Annotated in this window: 19 protein-coding genes and 1 tRNA gene; 11 read left to right on the top strand and 9 right to left on the bottom strand. The window is 70.1% G+C overall.

Annotated features, from left to right (window positions below; translation table 11 throughout):
- The first annotated feature begins 237 nt into the window (after positions 1 to 237).
- The 4 genes from nhaA (at position 238) to ADL25_RS51430 (ending at position 3,618) form a co-directional block, all read left to right on the top strand.
- Complete coding sequence (nhaA, locus tag ADL25_RS44120) at positions 238 to 1,710, top strand: Na+/H+ antiporter NhaA (RefSeq protein WP_079051032.1); 1,473 nt, start codon at positions 238 to 240, stop codon at positions 1,708 to 1,710.
- 124 nt (positions 1,711 to 1,834) lie between these two features.
- On the top strand, positions 1,835 to 2,314 hold the full coding sequence (locus ADL25_RS44115) for a phage holin family protein (RefSeq protein WP_059133602.1): 480 nt from the start codon (positions 1,835 to 1,837) through the stop codon (positions 2,312 to 2,314).
- Positions 2,311 to 3,249, top strand: a complete 939-nt coding sequence (locus tag ADL25_RS44110; RefSeq protein ID WP_059133601.1) for an alpha/beta fold hydrolase — start codon at positions 2,311 to 2,313, stop codon at positions 3,247 to 3,249. Before ADL25_RS44115 ends, ADL25_RS44110 begins: the two co-directional genes overlap by 4 nt.
- Positions 3,250 to 3,438: 189 nt before the next feature.
- Positions 3,439 to 3,618, top strand: coding sequence for a hypothetical protein (locus tag ADL25_RS51430; RefSeq protein ID WP_079051031.1), 180 nt, complete (start codon positions 3,439 to 3,441; stop codon positions 3,616 to 3,618).
- Positions 3,619 to 3,667: 49 nt separating this feature from the next.
- Here ADL25_RS51430 and ADL25_RS44105 read toward each other — a convergent pair whose 3' ends face one another.
- The 3 genes from ADL25_RS44105 to nth all read right to left on the bottom strand — a co-directional run bounded on the left by ADL25_RS44105 (position 3,668) and on the right by nth (position 7,033).
- Positions 3,668 to 4,867 (bottom strand): MarP family serine protease, encoded by a 1,200-nt coding sequence (locus ADL25_RS44105; protein WP_059133688.1) that lies wholly within the window; start codon positions 4,865 to 4,867, stop codon positions 3,668 to 3,670.
- A 120-nt stretch (positions 4,868 to 4,987) separates the two neighbouring features.
- Positions 4,988 to 5,695 (bottom strand): NUDIX hydrolase, encoded by a 708-nt coding sequence (locus ADL25_RS44100; RefSeq protein WP_181923121.1) that lies wholly within the window; start codon positions 5,693 to 5,695, stop codon positions 4,988 to 4,990.
- Positions 5,696 to 5,830: 135 nt separating this feature from the next.
- The gene (nth, locus tag ADL25_RS44095) at positions 5,831 to 7,033 is read right to left on the bottom strand and encodes an endonuclease III (RefSeq protein WP_079051030.1); all 1,203 of its coding nucleotides are present in this window, start codon (positions 7,031 to 7,033) and stop codon (positions 5,831 to 5,833) included.
- Positions 7,034 to 7,308: 275 nt separating this feature from the next.
- On the opposite strand from nth, the gene ADL25_RS44090 reads away from it, so the two are divergent.
- Complete coding sequence (locus ADL25_RS44090) at positions 7,309 to 7,983, top strand: Crp/Fnr family transcriptional regulator (protein ID WP_030573597.1); 675 nt, start codon at positions 7,309 to 7,311, stop codon at positions 7,981 to 7,983.
- A 272-nt stretch (positions 7,984 to 8,255) separates the two neighbouring features.
- Here the strand turns inward: ADL25_RS44090 and ADL25_RS44085 are convergent, their stop codons facing one another.
- The 4 genes from ADL25_RS44085 to ADL25_RS48745 all read right to left on the bottom strand — a co-directional run bounded on the left by ADL25_RS44085 (position 8,256) and on the right by ADL25_RS48745 (position 10,756).
- Positions 8,256 to 9,086 carry an MBL fold metallo-hydrolase gene (locus ADL25_RS44085; RefSeq protein ID WP_059133599.1) on the bottom strand — a complete coding sequence of 277 codons (831 nt, stop codon included), beginning with the start codon at positions 9,084 to 9,086 and terminating at the stop codon, positions 8,256 to 8,258.
- A 25-nt stretch (positions 9,087 to 9,111) separates the two neighbouring features.
- On the bottom strand, positions 9,112 to 9,984 hold the full coding sequence (locus ADL25_RS44080; RefSeq protein WP_059133598.1) for an NUDIX hydrolase: 873 nt from the start codon (positions 9,982 to 9,984) through the stop codon (positions 9,112 to 9,114).
- A gap of 146 nt (positions 9,985 to 10,130) precedes the next feature.
- Positions 10,131 to 10,598 (bottom strand): RidA family protein, encoded by a 468-nt coding sequence (locus ADL25_RS44075; protein WP_059133597.1) that lies wholly within the window; start codon positions 10,596 to 10,598, stop codon positions 10,131 to 10,133.
- Positions 10,595 to 10,756 (bottom strand): DUF4177 domain-containing protein, encoded by a 162-nt coding sequence (locus ADL25_RS48745; protein ID WP_003975360.1) that lies wholly within the window; start codon positions 10,754 to 10,756, stop codon positions 10,595 to 10,597. The genes ADL25_RS44075 and ADL25_RS48745 overlap by 4 nt, the downstream gene beginning before the upstream one ends.
- 139 nt (positions 10,757 to 10,895) lie before the next feature.
- On the opposite strand from ADL25_RS48745, the gene ADL25_RS44070 reads away from it, so the two are divergent.
- Both ADL25_RS44070 and ADL25_RS44065 read left to right on the top strand, forming a co-directional pair.
- Positions 10,896 to 11,873, top strand: coding sequence for an ArsA family ATPase (locus ADL25_RS44070; protein WP_059133596.1), 978 nt, complete (start codon positions 10,896 to 10,898; stop codon positions 11,871 to 11,873).
- Entirely contained in the window at positions 11,870 to 13,258 is a 1,389-nt protein-coding gene (locus ADL25_RS44065) for an ArsA family ATPase (RefSeq protein ID WP_059133595.1), read from the top strand. Before ADL25_RS44070 ends, ADL25_RS44065 begins: the two co-directional genes overlap by 4 nt.
- A 545-nt stretch (positions 13,259 to 13,803) precedes the next feature.
- On the opposite strand, the gene wblA is transcribed toward ADL25_RS44065, so the two are convergent.
- Complete coding sequence (gene wblA / locus ADL25_RS44060; protein WP_059133594.1) at positions 13,804 to 14,142, bottom strand: transcriptional regulator WblA; 339 nt, start codon at positions 14,140 to 14,142, stop codon at positions 13,804 to 13,806.
- 408 nt (positions 14,143 to 14,550) lie between these two features.
- On the opposite strand from wblA, the gene ADL25_RS44055 reads away from it, so the two are divergent.
- Positions 14,551 to 16,845 (top strand): transglycosylase domain-containing protein, encoded by a 2,295-nt coding sequence (locus ADL25_RS44055; protein WP_181923120.1) that lies wholly within the window; start codon positions 14,551 to 14,553, stop codon positions 16,843 to 16,845.
- Between the two features lie 123 nt (positions 16,846 to 16,968).
- Here the strand turns inward: ADL25_RS44055 and ADL25_RS44050 are convergent, their stop codons facing one another.
- Entirely contained in the window at positions 16,969 to 17,436 is a 468-nt protein-coding gene (locus tag ADL25_RS44050; protein ID WP_059133592.1) for a GatB/YqeY domain-containing protein, read from the bottom strand.
- A 179-nt stretch (positions 17,437 to 17,615) separates the two neighbouring features.
- Between ADL25_RS44050 and ADL25_RS44045 the strand changes: the two genes are divergently transcribed.
- The 3 genes from ADL25_RS44045 to ADL25_RS44035 all read left to right on the top strand — a co-directional run bounded on the left by ADL25_RS44045 (position 17,616) and on the right by ADL25_RS44035 (position 19,519).
- Positions 17,616 to 18,542 carry a metallophosphoesterase gene (locus ADL25_RS44045; RefSeq protein ID WP_059133591.1) on the top strand — a complete coding sequence of 309 codons (927 nt, stop codon included), beginning with the start codon at positions 17,616 to 17,618 and terminating at the stop codon, positions 18,540 to 18,542.
- An 81-nt stretch (positions 18,543 to 18,623) separates the two neighbouring features.
- Complete coding sequence (locus ADL25_RS44040; protein ID WP_059133590.1) at positions 18,624 to 19,412, top strand: Pr6Pr family membrane protein; 789 nt, start codon at positions 18,624 to 18,626, stop codon at positions 19,410 to 19,412.
- A 33-nt stretch (positions 19,413 to 19,445) separates the two neighbouring features.
- A tRNA-Pro gene (locus ADL25_RS44035) sits at positions 19,446 to 19,519 on the top strand.
- The last annotated feature ends 150 nt before the right edge of the window (positions 19,520 to 19,669 follow it).

The following is a 19,669-nucleotide window of genomic DNA, read 5'->3' as shown; positions in this document are numbered from 1 at the left end:
GCCGGGGCCCCTTCTTCATGGGCTTTCTTCCTGATCCTGTGGCCCATGGCCGGGGCCTTTGCGGCCCGCGCCGCACCCGCCCCACGGGCACCTCTGCCGCTCTCGCCCGAAGCGCGCGATTCGCAATCGTAATACTCAGGTAAAGTGGTCTGCTCAAGGTGTGCCGGGAAGTCTGGTCGGCAAGCCGTCCGCATGTGACGGCCGTAACCACTCGTACCGACCCGGAGGTCCATCGCCGTGGCCGCGCCCAGCACCCGCACCCGTACGTTCTTCGGCCGCCTCCCCCTGCCCGAACGAACCTTCGTCGCGAACGCGCTGCGCACCGAGACCGTCGGCGGTGTGCTGCTCCTGCTGGCGGCGGTCATGGCGCTGCTGTGGGCCAATCTGCCCCCGCTGCACGGCAGCCACGAAACCCTCAGTCACTACCGCGTGGGTCCCGCCGCCCTCGGTCTGCAGCTGTCCGTCCAGCACTGGACCGCCGACGGCCTTCTCGCGGTCTTCTTCTTCGTCGCCGGGATCGAGCTCAAGCGCGAGCTGGTCGCGGGCGATCTACGGGACCGCCGCGCCGCGGTGCTCCCCGTCGTCGCCGCGCTCTGCGGTATGGCCGCTCCCGCAGCCGTCTACGCCCTCACAGCCGCCGCCGGCGGCGGCTCCTTCGCGGGGTGGGCGGTGCCCACGGCCACCGACATCGCCTTCGCCCTCGCGGTCCTGGCGGTGATCGGCACCTCCCTGCCGTCGGCCCTGCGCGCCTTCCTGCTCACCCTCGCCGTCGTGGACGACCTGTTCGCGATCCTGATCATCGCGGTCTTCTTCACGGACCGAGTGGACTTCGCGGCGCTCGGCGGTGCCGTCGCCGGGCTCGTGGTGTTCTGGATCCTGCTGCGCAAGGGGGTGCGCGGCTGGTACGTGTACGTCCCGCTCGCCCTGGTCGTCTGGGGCCTGATGCTCAACAGCGGCGTCCACGCCACCATCGCCGGCGTGGCCATGGGGCTCATGCTGCGCTGCCACCGCCGCGAGGACGAGCAGCACTCCCCGGGCGAGCACATCGAACATCTCGTACGGCCCTTGTCGGCGGGCCTCGCGGTGCCGCTGTTCGCCCTGTTCAACGCGGGCGTGGCCGTCTCCGGCGAGGCACTCGCGGATGTGTTCACCAAGCCGGTGACGCTCGGGGTCGTGCTGGGCCTGGTCCTCGGCAAGACGATCGGCATCTTCGGCGGTACGTGGCTGACGGTCCGTTTCACCCGTGCCTCCCTCGGCGAGGGCCTCGCCTGGGCGGACGTGTTCGCGGTCGCCTCGCTCGCGGGAATCGGCTTCACCGTCTCGCTGCTCATCGGCGAACTCGCGTTTGCCGGCGATGTCGCGCTCGCCGGCGAGGTCAAGGCCTCCGTCCTCACCGGATCGCTCATCGCGGCCGCATGCGCGAGCGTGCTGCTGAGGGTGCGGAACGCCAAGTACCGCGCCCTGTGCGCCGACGAGGATCGCGACGACGACCTCGACGGCGCTGCGGACGTCCACGAGGAGGGCGGCCCTGCACACCACCTGCGCATGGCGGAGATCCTCGGGCGCGGGGGCGCGCAGCACGCAGGGTCCGCCGCATGGAAAACCACCGAGCGGGGGAACCGGGCCGGACCGGGAACGGGACGTCGGGCGGAGGCCGAAGGAGACCGGCTGCCGAAGGCCGGCACAGACCGGTCGCCGGAGGGGAAGTAGGGCAAGCGTGCCGAAGTGGTGGGCGGGGCAGGCACGGAGAACCACCGTCCGGCATGATCTGACACATCCACAGAATTCCGCAGCCTAGGCAAAGCGGAAACACGCAGAGAACAGGGAGACCGCGATGAGCGCACCCGACGGCAGCCCGGTCGGCGCCGAACGCAGCATCGGCCAGCTGTTCGCCTCGGCGACGACCGAAATGTCCGCGCTGGTGCACGACGAGATCGCCCTGGCGAAGGCCCAGCTCAAGCGGGACGTCAAGCGTGGCGCGACGAGCGGAGGCGCGTTCTCCGCCGCGGGCGCCGTATTGCTGTTCTCCCTGCCCATGCTGAACTTCGCGCTGGCGTACGGGATCCGGACGTGGAGCGGCTGGAACATGGCCGTCTGCTTCCTGCTGTCCTTCGCCGCCAACGTCCTGGTCGCCGGACTGCTCGCGCTCATCGGCCTGCTCTTCGCGAAGAAGGCCAAGAAGAGCAAGGGTCCGCAGAAGGTCGCCGCGTCGATGAAGGAGAGCGCCGGGGTGCTGCAGCACGCCAAGCCGCACCCCCGTCAGCCGAGCCCGGCCGACAAGGACGTCGACGCTGTGGCACGCTCGTCCTCATGACGGACCCCGCCCCCCATTCGGCGCAACCCACCTCGGTCGTGCGTCCCGACGGGCCCTGGACGCATCGGGACGTCGCCGCCAACGGCGCGCGTTTCCACATCGCGGAGCTGGGCGACGGGCCCCTGGTACTGCTGCTGCACGGCTTCCCGCAGTTCTGGTGGACCTGGCGGCACCAGCTGACGGCGCTCGCCGACGCGGGCTTCAGGGCCGTGGCGATGGATCTGCGCGGAGTGGGAGGCAGCGACCGCACGCCGCGCGGTTACGACCCCGCGAACCTGGCGCTCGACATCACCGGCGTCGTACGGTCCCTGGGCGAGCCCGACGCCGCGCTCGTCGGCCACGACCTGGGCGGTTACCTCGCCTGGACGGCGGCCGCCATGCGCCCCAAGCTCGTACGGCGGCTGGTGGTCTCGTCGATGCCGCACCCGAGGCGCTGGCGCTCGGCGATGCTCGGCGACGTCAAGCAGACGACCGCGGGGTCCTACATCTGGGGCTTCCAGCGGCCCTGGATCCCCGAGCGCCGGCTCACCGCCGACGACGCCGCTCTGGTCGGACGGCTGATCCGGGACTGGTCGGGGCCGCACCTGCCCGACGACGAGGCCGTGGACACCTACCGGCGCGCCATGAGCATCCCCTCGACGGCGCATTGCTCGATCGAGCCGTACCGCTGGATGGTGCGCTCCCTGGCCCGGCCCGACGGCATCCAGTTCAACCGGCGTATGAAGCGCCCCGTGCGGGTGCCCACGCTGCATCTGCACGGATCACTGGACCCCGTGATGCGCACGCGCAGCGCTGCCGGATCGGGTGAGTACGTCGAGGCGCCGTACCGCTGGCGGCTGTTCGACGGGCTCGGCCACTTCCCGCACGAGGAGGACCCGGTGGCCTTTTCCTCCGAGCTGATCAACTGGCTCAAGGACCCCGAACCCGACCGCTGATCCGGCCCCGGTACACCACCGACCCGGACGGCCGTCCGGAGCAATCCGACCCCGTTCAGTGATGTCCCGGACGCGCCCGGTATCCGGGCAGGAACGCCTGTTCCTCGAACAGCCACATGCCTGCCGCATAGGCCAATTGGGCGGCATGAGGGCGGTTATCGACCTTGGGGCGGGGGCAGACGTCGGGGTATGGGCTGGACGCACGACTACAGTGACGTAGCACGCACTCGCCGCTCGGCCGCCGCGCCGAGCTCCCACCAGGGGGGCGCCCCGCAACTCGCGGGCACCGACCCACGCGTGGGCATCCCACACATTCTTCGCCGCCGGGCCCGCTGGGTCTCGGTACGTCTGCGTCACCCGCGCGGCTGAGCCCGCCCCCGTCGAACCGGCCGACGACATCCGCACCAGCTACTGCGCCTCAGAGCGCACAGCTGTCGCTGTCCACCTGCTGGTTCGCGGCGCGGCCTCTGGCGATGTCCTCCTGGACCTCGTCCGCGGTGAGCGCGTACCCCGTGTTGGCATCGTCGAGGGACTTGGCGAAGACCACCCCGTAGACCCTGCCTTCGGGTGTGAGCAGCGGGCCGCCGGAGTTGCCCTGCCGCACGGTGGCGTACAGCGAGTACACATCACGGCGAACCGTGCCACGGTGGTAGATGTCGGGGCCGTTGGCCGTGATGCGACCGCGGACGCGGGCGGGCTGGACGTTGTACGAGCCGTTCTCCGGGAAGCCCGCGACGATGGCGTTGTTGCCGCCTGACGCGTCCGAGGACGTGAACTTCAGCGCGGGCGCGTTCAGATCGGGCACGTCGAGTACGGCGATGTCGCGCCGCCAGTCGTAGAGGACGACCTTCGCGTCGTACCGCCGGCCCTCGCCGCCTATCTGGACGGTGGGTTCGTCGACCCCGCCGACCACGTGCGCGTTGGTCATCACACGGCGCTCGCCGAAGACGAACCCGGTGCCCTCGAGCACCTTGCCGCAACTCTGCGCGGTGCCCATGACCTTGACGATGGACCGCTGGGCGCGCGTGGCGACCGCGCTCGACGCCAGGGCCTGATCGGGGGGCTGGACCTCGGTGATGGGTTCGTTCGCGAAGGGGCTGAAGACCTGCGGGAAGCCGTTCTGCGCGAGGACCGTGGAGAAGTCGGCGAACCAGGTGTCCGCCTGCGTGGGCAGGGCCCGGGAGACGCCGAGGAGCACCTTGGAGCCGCGGACCTCCTTGCCGAGCGTCGGCAGCGTCGTGCCGGCGAGGGCCGAACCGATCAGCCAGGCGACCAGGAGCATCGCCACCACGTTGACGAGGGCGCCTCCGGTCGCGTCCAGGGCACGGGCCGGGGACCAGGTGATGTACCGGCGCAGTTTGTTGCCGAGGTGGGTGGTCAGGGCCTGGCCGATGGAGGCGCAGACGATGACCACGACGACGGCGACGACGGCGACCGTCGTGCTCACCTTGTGGTCGCCGGTCGCCCTGTCCCACAGGAAGGGAAGCAGATAAACGGCGACGAGACCGCCGCCGAGGAAGCCGATCACCGACAGGATGCCGACGACAAAACCCTGGCGATAGCCGACGATCGCGAACCACACGGCGGCGACCAGCAACAGGACGTCCAGCACGTTCAACGCTTCCAGCCTCGCCTCATCACGTTCGGTCCGCACTCGTCCGGCCGGGGATCCGGACCGTCGCACGGCGGCAATGGGGCACGGCGGCACCCTGGGATACACAGCACGGGGGCCACCTTGTCATGCGCGCCAGTCGAGCGGGACCTGCTTGTCGCGGTCCCAGGGGCGCTCCCACCCCGCGAAGTGCAGCAGACGGTCGATGACGCCTGCCGTAAAGCCCCAGACAAGGGCCGATTCGACCAGGAATGCCGGACCTCGGTGGCCGCTGGGGTGGACGGTGGTGGCCCGGTTGGCCGGATCCGTGAGATCCGCCACGGGGACCGTGAACACCCGCGCCGTCTCGTTCGGATCGACGACGCCGACCGGGCTCTTCTGCCGCCACCAGCCGAGAACGGGGGTCACCACGAAGCTGCTGACCGGAATGTACAGCTTGGGGAGCACGCCGAAGAGCTGAACGCCGCCCGGATCGAGTCCGGTCTCCTCCTCGGCCTCGCGCAGCGCCGCCCGCAGCGGCCCCTCGGCCCGCGGGTCGCCGTCCTCGGGGTCCAGGGCACCGCCCGGGAACGCGGGCTGGCCGGCATGCGAGCGCAGCGAGCCGGCGCGCTCCATCAGCAGCAGCTCGGGGCCGTGCTCGCCCTCACCGAAGAGGATCAGCACGGCGGACTGCCGCCCTCCGCCGTCGGTCGGCGGCAGGAAGCGGCTGAGCTGAAGCGGCTCGACAGTCTGCACGACCCGTACGACCGGATCCAGCCAGTCGGGCAGACCCTCCGTGTTCAGCCGACCGCCGTCCGTGCCGCTCATGCGGTCCGTGTTGCTCGCGTGCGTCATCGCCACCCCGTTCTGCCGGTCCCAACGCCTGCCGGGCCCTCGATCGTTCCGCACGTCCCTCGTGCGGGTGTCCCGGCGTACGGCCTGCCGGACACCGTCCCCCTCCCGGGTGCTGCGCGAGCCCGCGCCGGCGCCTCACCCGGCCCCCAGGGGCGGGGCCGGCTTCCCGCCCGCGTCCAGATAGGCCTGCGGGGGCTTCAGACGCTGGCCCGGGAAGCCGCCCTTCTCGTACTTGAGCAGCTTCTTCGCCTTCTCGGGGTCCGTCTCGCCCTCGCCGTAGGCGGGGCAGAGCGGGGCGATCGGACAGGCGCCGCAGGCCGGCTTGCGGGCATGACAGATCCGGCGGCCGTGGAAGATCACGTGGTGCGAGAGCATGGTCCAGTCGCTCTTCGGGAAGAGCGCGCCGACGGCGGCCTCGATCTTGTCGGGATCGGTCTGATCGGTCCACTGCCACCGGCGTACGAGCCGCTGGAAATGCGTGTCGACCGTGATGCCGGGGTGACCGAAGGCGTTGCCCAGCACCACGAAGGCCGTCTTCCGGCCGACGCCGGGGAGTTTGACGAGGTCCTCCACGTTGTCGGGAACCTCGCCGCCGAACTGCTCCACCAGGGCCTTGGAAAGCCCGATCACCGACTTCGTCTTGGCCCGGAAGAAGCCGGTCGGGCGCAGGATCTCCTCGACCTCCTCGGGATTGGCCGCGGCGAGATCCTCGGGAGCGGGGTACCGGGCGAAGAGCGCCGGTGTCGTCTGGTTCACCCGCAGGTCGGTGGTCTGCGCGGACAGGACCGTCGCGACGATCAGCTGGAAGGGGCTCTCAAAGTCCAGCTCCGGGTGGGCGTAGGGATACACCTCGGCGAGCTCACGATCGATACGGCGGGCGCGGCGGACCAGTGCGGCGCGCGACTCGTTCCCGGGGGGCTTCGCGGCGATGGTCTTCGCGGGTGCGGCGTCCTTCACGGCGACCGTGGTCTTCTCGCCGACGACCTCCGGGTGAGCGGTCTTCCTCGCTCCCGTGGCCTTCCTCGTCCCCGTGGCCTCCTTCGCAACCGTGGCCTTCTTGATCGCGGTCTTCGCGGGAGCCGTCTTCCCGGAAGCCGTGGGTGCCTTCTTCGCCGCCGCCTTCTTGGGAGCAGCCTTCTTGGGAGTGGTCGCCGACTTCCCGGCAGCCGTTCCCGAAGTCACGCCCTCCCTGGCGGCGGCCTTCTTCGCAGGGGTCTTCCTGGCTGCGGTCTTCTTCGCCGCCGCCTTCCTGGCAGGCTGCCGCCGCGTCGCCTCCTCGGGCGCCGCTTTTGTCGACTTTGAACTTTTCCTTCCGCCACCAGGGTCTTGTTCGCCCACAGCGGAATCCCGACGTACAACCACCTGCCCGGCCCCCTCGGCCTGTGCTCTCACCGGCGTTTTGGACACCCGGCCAGCCTAAAGCCCGGCGCCGACATCCGCCCCGGAGCCAGCGGATCAGCCCCCGATTGGACCCCTGCCGCGTACCCCGCGGCGCCGGTGCGGCATCCTTGTGACAGATCACACTGTTTGGATCGTCCGGCAAAATGGGGAACACGGTCCCCTGGTACGTGGGGGAACGAGATCCCCTGAGCAGGTCGACAAGGAGAGAACTCGTGGACGACGTTCTGCGGCGCGCCCCGCTCTTCGCGGCGCTCGATGACGAGCAGGCCGCGGAGCTCCGCGCCTCCATGAGTGAGGTGACCCTCGCCCGCGGGGACTCACTGTTCCACGAGGGCGACCCCGGTGACCGCCTCTACGTGGTCATGGAGGGCAAGGTCAAGCTTCACCGCACTTCCCCCGACGGCCGCGAGAACATGCTTGCGGTCCTCGGCCCCGGTGAGCTCATCGGCGAGCTGTCGCTCTTCGACCCCGGCCCGCGTACCGCTACCGCGACCGCGCTGACCGAGGTCAAGCTGCTGGGCCTCGGGCACGGCGACCTCCAGCCGTGGCTGAACGCGCGGCCCGAGGTGGCCGCCGCGCTGCTGCGTGCCGTCGCACGGCGCCTGCGCAAGACCAACGACCAGATGTCCGACCTGGTCTTCTCGGACGTGCCCGGCCGGGTCGCCAGGGCACTGCTGGACCTCTCCCGGCGGTTCGGAGTGCAGTCCGAAGAGGGCATCCATGTCGTGCACGACCTGACGCAGGAGGAGCTGGCCCAGCTGGTCGGCGCGTCCCGCGAGACGGTCAACAAGGCGCTGGCGGACTTCGCCGGGCGCGGCTGGCTCCGTCTGGAGGCGCGCGCGGTGATCCTGCTGGACGTGGAGCGGCTGGCCAAGCGCTCGCGCTGACTCCGGTACTCCGGAGCCGGCCGCGCACAACGACCATCGGGCCCCGCCTCTCGAGAGGCGGGGCCCGTCGTCGTGCGGCCGCCGGGGCGTTCGCCGCGTTCCCCGCTGGGGCGTGGCGGACGCACTCGACGGCCGTGCTCCCGCGCGAGTCGAACGGCGGTCCGGCCGTCCGGCATCGCTCCGTCGGAGGGCCTTTGATCCCCGCTCAGGAGCACGCGCGCGTGCACGGTGTCAGGGTGCCGGGCCCGTACGGACTCCGATCGGGCGAACCTTCAGATGAGCCCGTGTTCCCTGAGGTAGTCCAGTTGCGCCCGCACGGACAGCTCGGCGGCCGGCCACAGGGAGCGGTCCACGTCCGCGTACACGTGGGCCACGACCTCGTCCGGCGTTCGGTGGCCGTTCTCGACGGCCGTCTCGACCTGGGCGAGCCGGTGGGCGCGGTGGGCGAGGTAGTACTCGACGGCACCCTGCGCGTCCTCCAGCACGGGCCCGTGGCCCGGCAGCACGGTGTGGACGCCGTCGTCGACCGCCAGCGACCTGAGCCGGCGCAGGGAGTCCAGATAGTCCCCCAGGCGGCCGTCGGGGTGGGCCACGACCGTCGTACCGCGGCCCAGGATGGTGTCCCCGGTCAGGACGGCCCGGTCGGCCGGGAGATGGAAGCACAGGGAGTCGGCGGTGTGGCCCGGTGTCGGCACGACGCGCAGTTCCAGGCCGCCGACCGCGACGACGTCCCCGTGGCCGAGACCCTCGTCGCCGAGCCGGAGCGCCGGGTCCAGGGCGCGCACCCTCGTACCGGTCAACTCGGCGAACCTCACGGCGCCCTCCGCGTGGTCGGGGTGACCGTGCGTGAGAAGCGTGAGAGCGATCCGCTTGCCGGACTTCTCCGCCGTGTCGATGACATGCCGCAGATGGCCGTCGTCGAGCGGACCGGGGTCGATCACCACGGCGAGTTCGGAGTCGGGCTCGGAGACGATCCACGTGTTGGTGCCGTCGAGTGTCATCGGCGAGGCGTTGGGCGCGAGGACGTTCACGGCGCGGGCGGTCGCGGGACCCGAGAGGACCCCGCCGCGCGGCTGTCCGGGGAGAGCTGTGGCGTCCGTCATGCGCCGGCACCTTCCTTCGCGTAGGTCATGCGGGCGCTTCCCCCGTCCGAATGTGCTTGGTGAACTCGTCGTGTCCGGGCCAGGCCAGCACGACCTCGCCGTTCTCCAGACGGGCCCGGGCCAGGACCGGCGTCAGGTCACGGCCGGGCGCGGCCTCCAGCGCCTCGACGGCGGTGGCGTAGGGGACGAGCTGACGCAGGGTCGCGACGGTGGGCGGCATCATCAGCAGCTCGCCCTTGTCGTACGAGGCCGCCGCCTCCGAGGGCCGGATCCATACCGTGCGATCGGCCTCCGTGGAGGCGTTGCGGGTGCGCTGGCCCTCGGGGAGTGCCGCCACGAAGAACCATGTGTCGTAGCGGCGGGGTTCGAACTCCGGGGTGATCCAGCGGGTCCACGCGCCGAGCAGGTCGGAACGCAGGACCAGTCCCCTGCGATCGAGGAACTCGGCGAAGGACAGATCGCGGGCCACCAGGGACGCGCGGTCGGCCTCCCACTCGGAGCCGGTGGTGTCGCCGACGACCGTCTCGGGGGTCGGGCCGGCGAGCAGCACACCCGCCTCCTCGTACGTCTCCCGTACGGCGGCACAGACGATCGCCTGGGCGGACGTCTCGTCGACGCCGAGGCGATCCGCCCACCACGCGCGCGTGGGGCCCGCCCAGCCGACCAGCCGGTCGTCGTCGCGCGGATCGACGCCACCGCCGGGGTAGGCGTACGCGCCCCCCGCGAAGGCCATCGAGGCGCGTCTGCGCAGCATGTGGACCGCGGGGGCGCCGTCGTCGGTGTCCCTGAGGAGCATGACGGTGGCCGCGCGCTTCGGGTCGGCCGGGGTGAGCGTGCCCTCCGCGAGCGCGCGGATCCGCTCTGGCCACTCCGGTGGGAACCACTGCCCATTAGCCATGGCCGGAGGCTATCCCGTACTGGGCGGATGTTCGAGTGGCAGTGATCGGCCCCCGGCCGCCCCACCGCCGGACGGGCGCGCTCTTCCGGGCCGGCCACGGGTTGAACCCGGGTTCCGCAGGTGCGGAGCCGTCCCGGAGAGCCCGACTACGCCTGGGTCAGCTCCACCTGGATCTCCACCTCGACCGGCGCGTCCAGCGGGAGCACCGCCACGCCGACCGCGCTGCGGGCGTGCACACCCTTGTCCCCGAGGACCTCGGCGAGCAGCTCGCTGGCGCCGTTGACGACCCCGGGCTGGCCCGTGAAGTCGGTCGCCGACGCCACGAAGCCGACGACCTTCACCACGCGGGCGATGCGGTCGAGGTCGCCGGCCACGGACTTGACCGCGGCGAGGGCGTTCAGCGCGCAGGTACGGGCCAGGTCCTTGGCCTCCTCCGCAGTGACCTCGGCGCCCACCTTGCCGGTCACCGGGAGCTTGCCCTCCACCATGGGCAGCTGGCCGGCGGTGTACACGTACACCCCGGACTGCACGGCCGGCTGGTAGGCCGCGAGCGGCGGCACGACCTCCGGGAGCGTCAGACCCAGTTCGGCGAGCCGGGCCTCGACCGCGCTCATGCCTGCTTCTCCCGCTTCAGATAGGCCACCAGCTGCTCCGGGTTGTTCGGGCCGGGCACGACCTGGACGAGCTCCCAGCCGTCCTCGCCCCAGGTGTCCAGAATCTGCTTCGTGGCATGGACGAGCAGCGGCACGGTTGCGTATTCCCACTTGGTCATGGGGCCGACTGTAGCCGCTGCGGCGTGCGGTGCATGTGGCCGCCCGGCACCGCGGAGGGGGGCGCCTGCGGCCGACTGTTGCCGCAGTTGTCCACAGCCTCCCGCGTAGGCCGCGCGCTGACTGGTTAGGCTCGAAGACGTGAGCAGGCTCCAGGTCGTCAGCGGCAAGGGCGGAACCGGTAAGACAACGGTCTCCGCCGCACTCGCGCTCGCCCTCGCGACCGAGGGCAAGCGCACTCTTCTCGTGGAGGTCGAAGGCAGACAGGGCATCGCACAGCTCTTCGAGACGGAGGCGTTGCCGTACGAGGAACGCAAGATCGCCGTCGCCCCGGGCGGCGGCGAGGTCTACGCGCTCGCGATCGACCCCGAGCTCGCCCTGCTGGACTACCTCCAGATGTTCTACAAGATGGGCGGCGCGGGGCGCGCCCTGAAGAAGCTCGGCGCGATCGACTTCGCCACGACCGTCGCGCCCGGCCTCAGGGATGTGCTCCTGACCGGCAAGGCGTGCGAGGCCGTTCGCAGGAAGGACCGGAGCGGCCGTTTCGTATACGACTACGTGGTGATGGACGCCCCGCCCACGGGACGCGTCACCCGCTTCCTGAACGTGAACGACGAGGTGGCCGGGCTCGCCAGGATCGGCCCGATACACAATCAGGCCCAGGCCGTGATGCGGGTGCTGAAGTCGCGGGAGACGGCCGTGCACCTGGTGACGCTGCTGGAGGAGATGCCCGTCCAGGAGACGGCGGACGGCATCACCGAACTGCGCGCCGCCAAGCTCCCGGTGGGCCGGATCATCGTGAACATGGTGCGCCCCACGATCCTGGACCAGGCGGACCTCGACCTCGCGCACGCGGTACCGCGGACCGCCGTCGCCAAGTCCCTGTCGGGTGCCGGACTCGGCGGAGCGCGCCGCGGCGGGCTTGCCGAACGGCTGGTGGACCCGCTGCTCCAGCAGGCCGACGAGTACGCGGAGCGCTTCGCGCTGGAGCGCGAACAGCGCGGCGTGCTCACGGAGCTGGGCCTGCCCCTGCGCGAACTGCCGCTGCTCGCCGAGGGAATGGACCTCGCGGGCCTGTACGAACTGGCCTCGGAACTGCGTCAGCAAGGGATCTCATGAGCTCGGACCCCTCCCCCACACGCGACGAATCGGCCTCCGCACCGGATGCGGCACTCCTCCACGACACGGGCTCCGTGCGCGCTTTGAACCCGGGTCCCGTCCTGGAGGTCGACCCCCTTCTCGACGACCCCGAGACGCGCATCATCGTGTGCTGCGGCTCGGGCGGCGTGGGCAAGACGACCACGGCGGCTGCCCTCGGGCTGCGCGCGGCGGAGCGCGGCCGCAAAGTGGTCGTGCTCACCATCGACCCGGCCCGCCGGCTCGCCCAGTCGATGGGCATCGACGCACTGGACAACACCCCCCGGAGGGTGAAGGGCATCGAGGACACCGCCGGCGGCGAACTGCACGCCATGATGCTCGACATGAAGCGCACCTTCGACGAGATCGTCGAGGCGCACGCGGACCGCGAGCGGGCGGCCGCCATTCTGGGCAACCCCTTCTACCAGTCGCTCTCCGCCGGCTTCGCGGGCACGCAGGAGTACATGGCGATGGAGAAGCTGGGGCAGCTGCGCGCACGGGACGAGTGGGACCTCATCGTCGTCGACACCCCGCCGTCCCGTTCGGCCCTGGACTTCCTCGACGCCCCCAAGCGCCTCGGATCCTTCCTGGACGGCAAGTTGATCCGGGTCCTGATGGCCCCGGCGAAGGTCGGCGGGCGCGCGGGAATGAAGTTCCTGAACGTCGGGATGTCGATGATGACCGGCGCCCTGGGGAAGCTGCTCGGCGGACAGCTCCTGAAGGACGTCCAGACCTTCGTGGCCGCGATGGACACCATGTTCGGCGGGTTCCGCACCCGCGCGGACGCCACCTACAAGCTGCTGCAGGCGCCCGGTACGGCCTTCCTGGTGGTGGCGGCGCCGGAGCGGGACGCGTTGCGGGAGGCGGCGTACTTCGTGGAGCGGCTGGCCGCCGAGGACATGCCGCTGGCCGGTCTGGTGCTCAACCGGGTCCACGGCAGCGACGCCGTCCAGCTGTCGGCCGAGCGGGCACTCGCCGCCGCGGAAAATCTTGAAGAGCCCCGCATTGTGGATCAGCAGGACGGGAAAGCTGGACTTCGTAACTCTCCCGACACGTACGGCAGTTCATCTTCTTCCGCCTCCGAGGCACCTGAAACCGACGCAGGCTCCCCCGCCGCCACGGACCAGGACCGGAGCGTGGAGCAACTCACGGCAGGCCTGTTGAGGCTTCACGCGGAGCGCATGCAGCTGCTCTCCCGTGAACAGCGCACGCGTGACCGCTTCACCGCGCGCCACCCCGAGGTGGCGGTGGCGGAAGTGGCCGCGCTGCCCGGTGACGTCCACGACCTCGTCGGACTGCGGGACGTCGGAGACCGGCTCGCGGCCAATCAGGACGAGCGTCCCGAGGAGCACGAGGCACACGGGTAAGGAGCCCTGATCGTCCGGTGCGGTGACCGAATCCCTCCGCGACCCGCACCACACATGAGCGTCCCAGCCGGCGGGCACGGCTGCCGCACCGCTCGCCCCGGGGCCGTCCCGAAACCGGGAGCCCTTTGGGGCCAGGAGTCGACACACAGGCTGTGGAAACCGAGTCGCACACACACTGCCCGAGCGACTGCGTCCACCGATCGGCGAGGACACGGGCCCCCACGGACGTCCCGGGCAAGTAGTCTTAGCGACCCCGCAGGTCCGGCCGCCAGGGGTGACCGCGCCCACTGCAGGCCCGGATCCGCCATGACAGCAGGCTCACGCCGACCCTGCCGCATGACGATGCCGGTCGTGACGACAGCCGTTGTGTGCGGCAGACCTCATGAGCGTCCCGCGCAACGGACGTCTCGGGTCATCGACGGCCGGCGGAACCGCTCTCCGTGGACTCGCCGAGGGCACGCCGGGGACGACCCGACGCCCCGGGGAGTCCCCGAAGGCGTCCGCGTCCATCGACAGCTCGAGCCGATCCCGGACCCGGCCGGTCCTCAGCCCACGGCCGCGTAGTTCTCGTACACCTCTTCCTCGTCGAGGGGCAGCAGGCCGGCGCCGCGCTCGTACTCCGTACGCGCGGTCTCCAGCAGGCGACGCCACGAGGTGACGGTCGGCCGCCTGCGCAGCAGTGCGCGGCGCTCCCGCTCCGTCATGCCACCCCACACGCCGAATTCGACGCGGTTGTCCAACGCATCGGCCAGGCACTCCGTGCGTACCGGACACCCGGTGCACACCGCCTTGGCCCTGTTCTGCGCTGCTCCTTGAACGAACAGTTCATCCGGATCGGTAGTGCGGCAGGCCGCCTGCGCACTCCAGTCGGTTACCCAGCCCATACCGGCGCCGTCCTCTCCCGAATCGAGGCTCCCCCACGGCGGCAGCGGCATATTCACCGCCGCCAGTTGAGGACGTTACGGAAGGCGGGCACAGCGCAACACCCCCTTCGGGCCCAATCTTGAATGGCCCGAACGGACTATGGGTAAACGGCAGATCACCCGGGGGAGTGAGCTGGGGGCATACGTGACTTTCCCGGCGAACCGGACAATTCAGTTGCGCCACAACGGACGCCCGGTGACACACAAGGCGGATTCGGGCACGCACCCAACAAAAAAGTCGGGAGAACACCGGAACGATTCGGGGTCGCCGGACGTACTTGATACGTGGCCCTACTGCTGTGACAGTTGGGTTCAGCTTAGGCCAATGCCTGGACGCGTGTCCGCCGAATGAGAACGTAGGCTGCCCTCATGCCAAAGAAGCGCTCGGGCGGGGGGACGTCCCCCGTGCAGCAGGCCGCCAAGTTCCTCGGAGTGAGTGTGCTCGCGGGGGCGGTGATGGCCGGCATCGCGCTGCCCGCCGCCGGCGCGCTCGGGCTCGCGGCCAAGGGGTCGGTCAAGGGATTCGACGAAATTCCGGCCAATCTGCAGAGCCCTCAGCTCAGCCAGCGCACAACCATCCTGGACAGCCAGGGCGGCCAGATCGCCACGGTCTACTCGCGCGACCGCACGGTCGTGGACCTCAAGGACATCTCGCCGTACATGCAGAAGGCGCTCGTCGCCATCGAGGACTCGCGGTTCTACCAGCACGGCGCGATCGACCTGAAGGGTGTCCTGCGCGCGCTGAATCAGAACGCGCAGAGCGGCGGAGTGGCCCAGGGCGCCTCCACGCTGACCCAGCAGCTGGTGAAGAACTACTTCGTGGAGGAGGCCGGCGACGACCCGACGAAGGTCGCCCAGGCCACCCAGCAGACCGTCGGCCGGAAGATCCGCGAGCTGAAGTACGCGATCCAGATCGAGGAGAAGCTCGGCAAGAAGAAGATCCTCGAGAACTACCTGAACATCACGTTCTTCGGCCAGCAGGCGTACGGCGTCGAGGCCGCCTCCCAGCGGTACTTCTCCAAGCACGCCAAGGATTTGAGCCTGCAGGAGTCCGCGCTGCTCGCGGGCCTCGTCCAGTCACCCACGCGGTACGACCCCGTGAACGACGCGACGGAGGCCAAGAAGCGGCGCAATGTGGTGCTCCAGCGCATGGCGGATGTGCACGACATAACCCAGGCCGAGGCCGACAAGGCCAAGGCGACCCCCCTCGGACTGCACGTGAGCCAGCCGAAGAACGGTTGCATCACGGCCGTCAAGGGCGCGGGCTTCTTCTGCGACTACGTCCGAGAGGTGTTCCTGAACAACCCGGCGTTCGGCAAGACTCAGGCGGACCGGGCGAAGATCTGGAACCGCGGTGGTCTGACGATCCGCACTACGCTCGACCCGCAGGCGCAGGAGTCGGTGCAGTCGTCCATAAAGGAACACGTCTACAAGAGCGACGAAGTGGCCACGGCCGCGACCATCGTCGAGCCGGGCACGGGCAAGATCCTCGCGATGGGCCAGTCCCGTCCGTACGGCTTCGGCAAGAACGAGACCCAGATCAACCTCTCGGTGGACAAGTCCATGGGCGGCGGCGCGGGCTACCAGCCCGGTTCGACGTTCAAGCCGATCGTGGCCGCCGCCGCCCTCGAAGGCGGCACGCCGGCCACCCAGGAGTACCCCTCGCCGTACGAGATGGCGTATCCGAGCCCGGTCTCGATCTGTGACGGCAAGGTCTGGAAGGACGACCCGTACAAGCCGACCACGCTGACGAACGAGGACGAGTCGGAGCACGGGCCGTACAGCATGAAGGAGGCGACCGCCAAGTCGGTCAACACCTACTACGTGCAGCTGATCGGCGACATCGGCATCTGCCCGGTGATCGACATGGCCAAGAAGATGGGCGTCAACCGGGCGGACGGCACGGCGATCAACCAGGCGCCGTCGATCGCGCTCGGCACCCAGGAGATGTCCCCGCTGACGATGGCGAGCGCCTACGCGGCCTTCGCCGACCGCGGCACGTACTGCACGCCGGTCGCCATCGAGTCCATCACGCAGACCGTCGCCAACCAGAAGAAGTCCCTGCCCGTCCCGAAGACGACATGCTCGCGCGCGATGTCCGAGACCACCGCCGACACGATCAGCACCCTCCTGAAGGGCGTGGTCGAGGACGGTACGGGTACGCAGGCGGGCCTTGACAGCCGTCCCAGCGCGGGCAAGACCGGTACGACGGACAATCGCTACGCGGCCTGGTTCGTCGGCTACACGCCGAACATGGCGGGCGCCGTCTGGGTCGGCGACCCGGCCCACAAGCGGCAGATGAAGAGCATCCGCATCGGCGGCGTGTGGAACGACAAGGTCTACGGTGGCCAGGTCCCGGGCCCGATCTGGCGAGACATGATGAACGGCGCACTGCAGAACAAGCCGGTCGAGAACTTCAACCTCGTCAACATCCCCGACCGACAGGACCGGGGGGACGGCGACGGTCACGGTGACGGGCACGGCCGCGGCAACGACAACGGCGGCCTGGTCAACGGCGGCCTGACCGACGGCGGTCTGACCGGCGGAGGCGCCAACGGCGGTCAGACCGGTGGTGGGTTCCCGACGCCTTCCTTCTCCATTCCCGAGGGATGGATCCAGGGGAACGGAAACGGCGGCAACGGAAACGGCGGACAACGGGGCTAGCCGGCACCGCGGGTCCGCGGCCGTCGGCACCGCGCCGGCGCCGAGGTGATGCTCGTACGACGACGGGGCGCCCCTTCTGTGAGGGGCGCCCCGTCGTCCTGTCCCCGGTGCGGGGCCGTTCGATCAGCCGCCCGCGAGGAGCTGCTTGACCACGGCGGCGACACGACCGCCCTCCGCCTGACCTGCCACCTTCGGGTTCACGATCTTCATGACCTGGCCCATGGCGCGCGGGCCCTCGGCACCGGCCGCCTTCGCCTCCTCGACGGCCTGGGCGACGATCTGCCGCAGCTCGTCGTCGGACATCTGCTTGGGCAGGTACGTGGCCAGCAGCTCGCCCTCCGCCTTCTCCCGCTCGGCCTGCTCGGGGCGGCCGCCCTGCGCGAAGGCGTCTGCGGCTTCACGGCGCTTCTTCGCCTCGCGAGTGATCACCTTGGTGACCTCCTCGTCGGAGAGCTGGCGCTTCTCCTTGCCGGCGACCTCCTCCTTGGTGATCGCGGCGAGCGTCAGCCGGAGCGTCGAGGAGCGGAGCTCGTTGCGCTCCTTGATCGCGGCGTTGAGGTCTTCCTGCAGCTTCGACTTGAGCGTGGTCATGGCTCCGATTGTCGCAGGTGTGACGGCGCGGCCGCCCATTGATTTCCAGGGGTTCGCACGGCCCTCCCCGAACACGCGCCGGCAACGGGCCCTCGTCGTCGGCGGAAGCGCTCGTCCGGCGGTGCCCCCGTTGTCCACAGATGAGTCGACGCCGCCTCTTGTTCTGACACGATGGTCGTATGCGCGCGCGATACGGAGTACCCCTGGGAATCACGGCGGTGGCCGCCGCCGGACTGCTCTACTCGGCCGGGTTCGAAGCCCGCTCCTTCCGGCTGCGCCGGGTGACGATCCCGGTGCTGCCGCCGGGGGCGCGCCCACTGCGCGTGCTCCAGGTCTCGGACATCCACATGGTGAGCGGGCAGCGCAAGAAGCAGCGCTGGCTGCGCTCGCTGGCGGGTCTGCGCCCCGACTTCGTGATCAACACCGGGGACAACCTCTCCGACCCGGAGGGCGTGCCCGAGGTGCTGGACGCGCTCGGCCCGCTGCTGGAGTTCCCGGGGGCGTACGTCTTCGGTTCGAACGACTACTACGGTCCCAAACTGCGCAACCCCGCCCGATACTTGCTCGAGAAGACGCAGGGCCGCCACGGTCTGAACGGCAACGCGCCCGCGGTCGGGGTCGTCCACAACCCCTGGGAGGACCTGCGCGACGGCTTCGACGCCGCCGGCTGGCAGAACCTGACGAACACCCGGGGGGCACTGAAGATCGACGGCCTGGAGGTGGAGCTGACGGGCCTGGACGATCCGCACATCCGGCGCGACCGCTACGAACACGTGGCGGGCGGCCCGTCCTTGTCGGCGGACTTCTCGATCGGCGTGGTCCACGCCCCGTACCTGCGCACGCTGGACGCGTTCACGTCGGACGGCTATCCGCTGATCCTGGCGGGGCACACCCATGGCGGCCAGCTGTGCATCCCCTTCTACGGTGCGCTGGTCACCAACTGCGACCTGGACACGGACCGGGTGAAGGGCCTGTCCCGGCACACCGCCGAGGGACGAGCGTCGTATCTGCACGTGTCGGCGGGCTGCGGCACCAACCGCTACACGCCGGTGCGGTTCGCGTGCCCGCCGGAGGCGTCGCTGCTGACACTGGTCGGCAAGGAGTAGCGGCCCGGACGCGGGCTGCGGTCGTAACCCGACTGGACCACCCATATCGCCCGATCTGCCCCATCCACTTAGCGTGAGGGCATGATCTCGCCGATACCCAAGGAGATCCCCGACCTGCCGGCGGTGCAGAGCAGGCCGAGGCTGCGGCCGTCCTTCGTTCCTCCTGCGGCCGTGGTGGCCCCCACCTATCGTCCGATGGCGGCCGCCTACCGTTTGCTGGTCGCGCTGGTCGCCGCGGCGGCGGTGGCCCTCGATCTGCTCATCGGCAGTCCGGTCCGGGTGCTGAGCCATTTCGCTGTCCAGGCCAACGTGATCGTCGCCGTGGTCTTCGCCCTGTCGGCGTGGCGCTGCACGACGGCCCGCCGCCCACTGCCCGCCCTGGTGACCGGGGGCGCGCTGTTCTATGTGCTGATCGCCGGCCTGGTCTACCACGTGCTCCTGCTGCACGAGCCGGGCTCTTTCTCCCTGACGAGCCGACCCGCCGTGCACACTGTCTGGGCGGCGGTCGCGAGCCACGTGATCCACACGGTGACGCCGATCGCGGTACTCCTGGACTGGCTGCTGATCATGCGCCCGGCCCCGCTGTCCCTGCGCCAAGCGCGGACGTGGCTGCTGTACCCCATGGCGTACCTGGCCGCATCCCTGGTGCGCGGCGAACTGATCACTCCGGGTACGCCCGGCCGGTACCTCTACCCCTTCCTGGACGTGGGTCGACTCGGCTACCGAAGCGTCCTCGCCAACGCGCTGCTCCTGGGTCTGGCGTTCTTCGCCCTGGCCGTCCTCCTGGTCGCCCTGGACCACATCCGCCCCGACCCCACCCGCCGTCACCGCCGAAAAACCGGATTTCGTCTACGGCTGCCGGTGGGCTAAAGTAAACGTCGTCGCCGCGACAAGCAGCGACATCGGGGTGTAGCGCAGCTTGGCAGCGCGCTTCGTTCGGGACGAAGAGGTCGTGGGTTCAAATCCCGCCACCCCGACAGTGAAGTACCAGGTCAGGGGCCTGATCCGCATCGCGGGTCGGGCCCCTGAGCGGTTTCCTGGGTCTGCCTGGGAGAAATCTGGGAGAAGATCTTGGAATCTCGCTGCTAGCCAACCCCCGCGACGCGCCCGCAACCGCTCACTTCCCT

This window comes from Streptomyces sp. NRRL F-5122, from assembly GCF_001507435.1.
In the GTDB taxonomy this organism is placed as follows: domain Bacteria; phylum Actinomycetota; class Actinomycetes; order Streptomycetales; family Streptomycetaceae; genus Streptomyces; species Streptomyces lannensis.
Note: the sequence above shows the minus strand (reverse complement) of the source record. Positions and strands in the feature narration are given on the sequence as shown.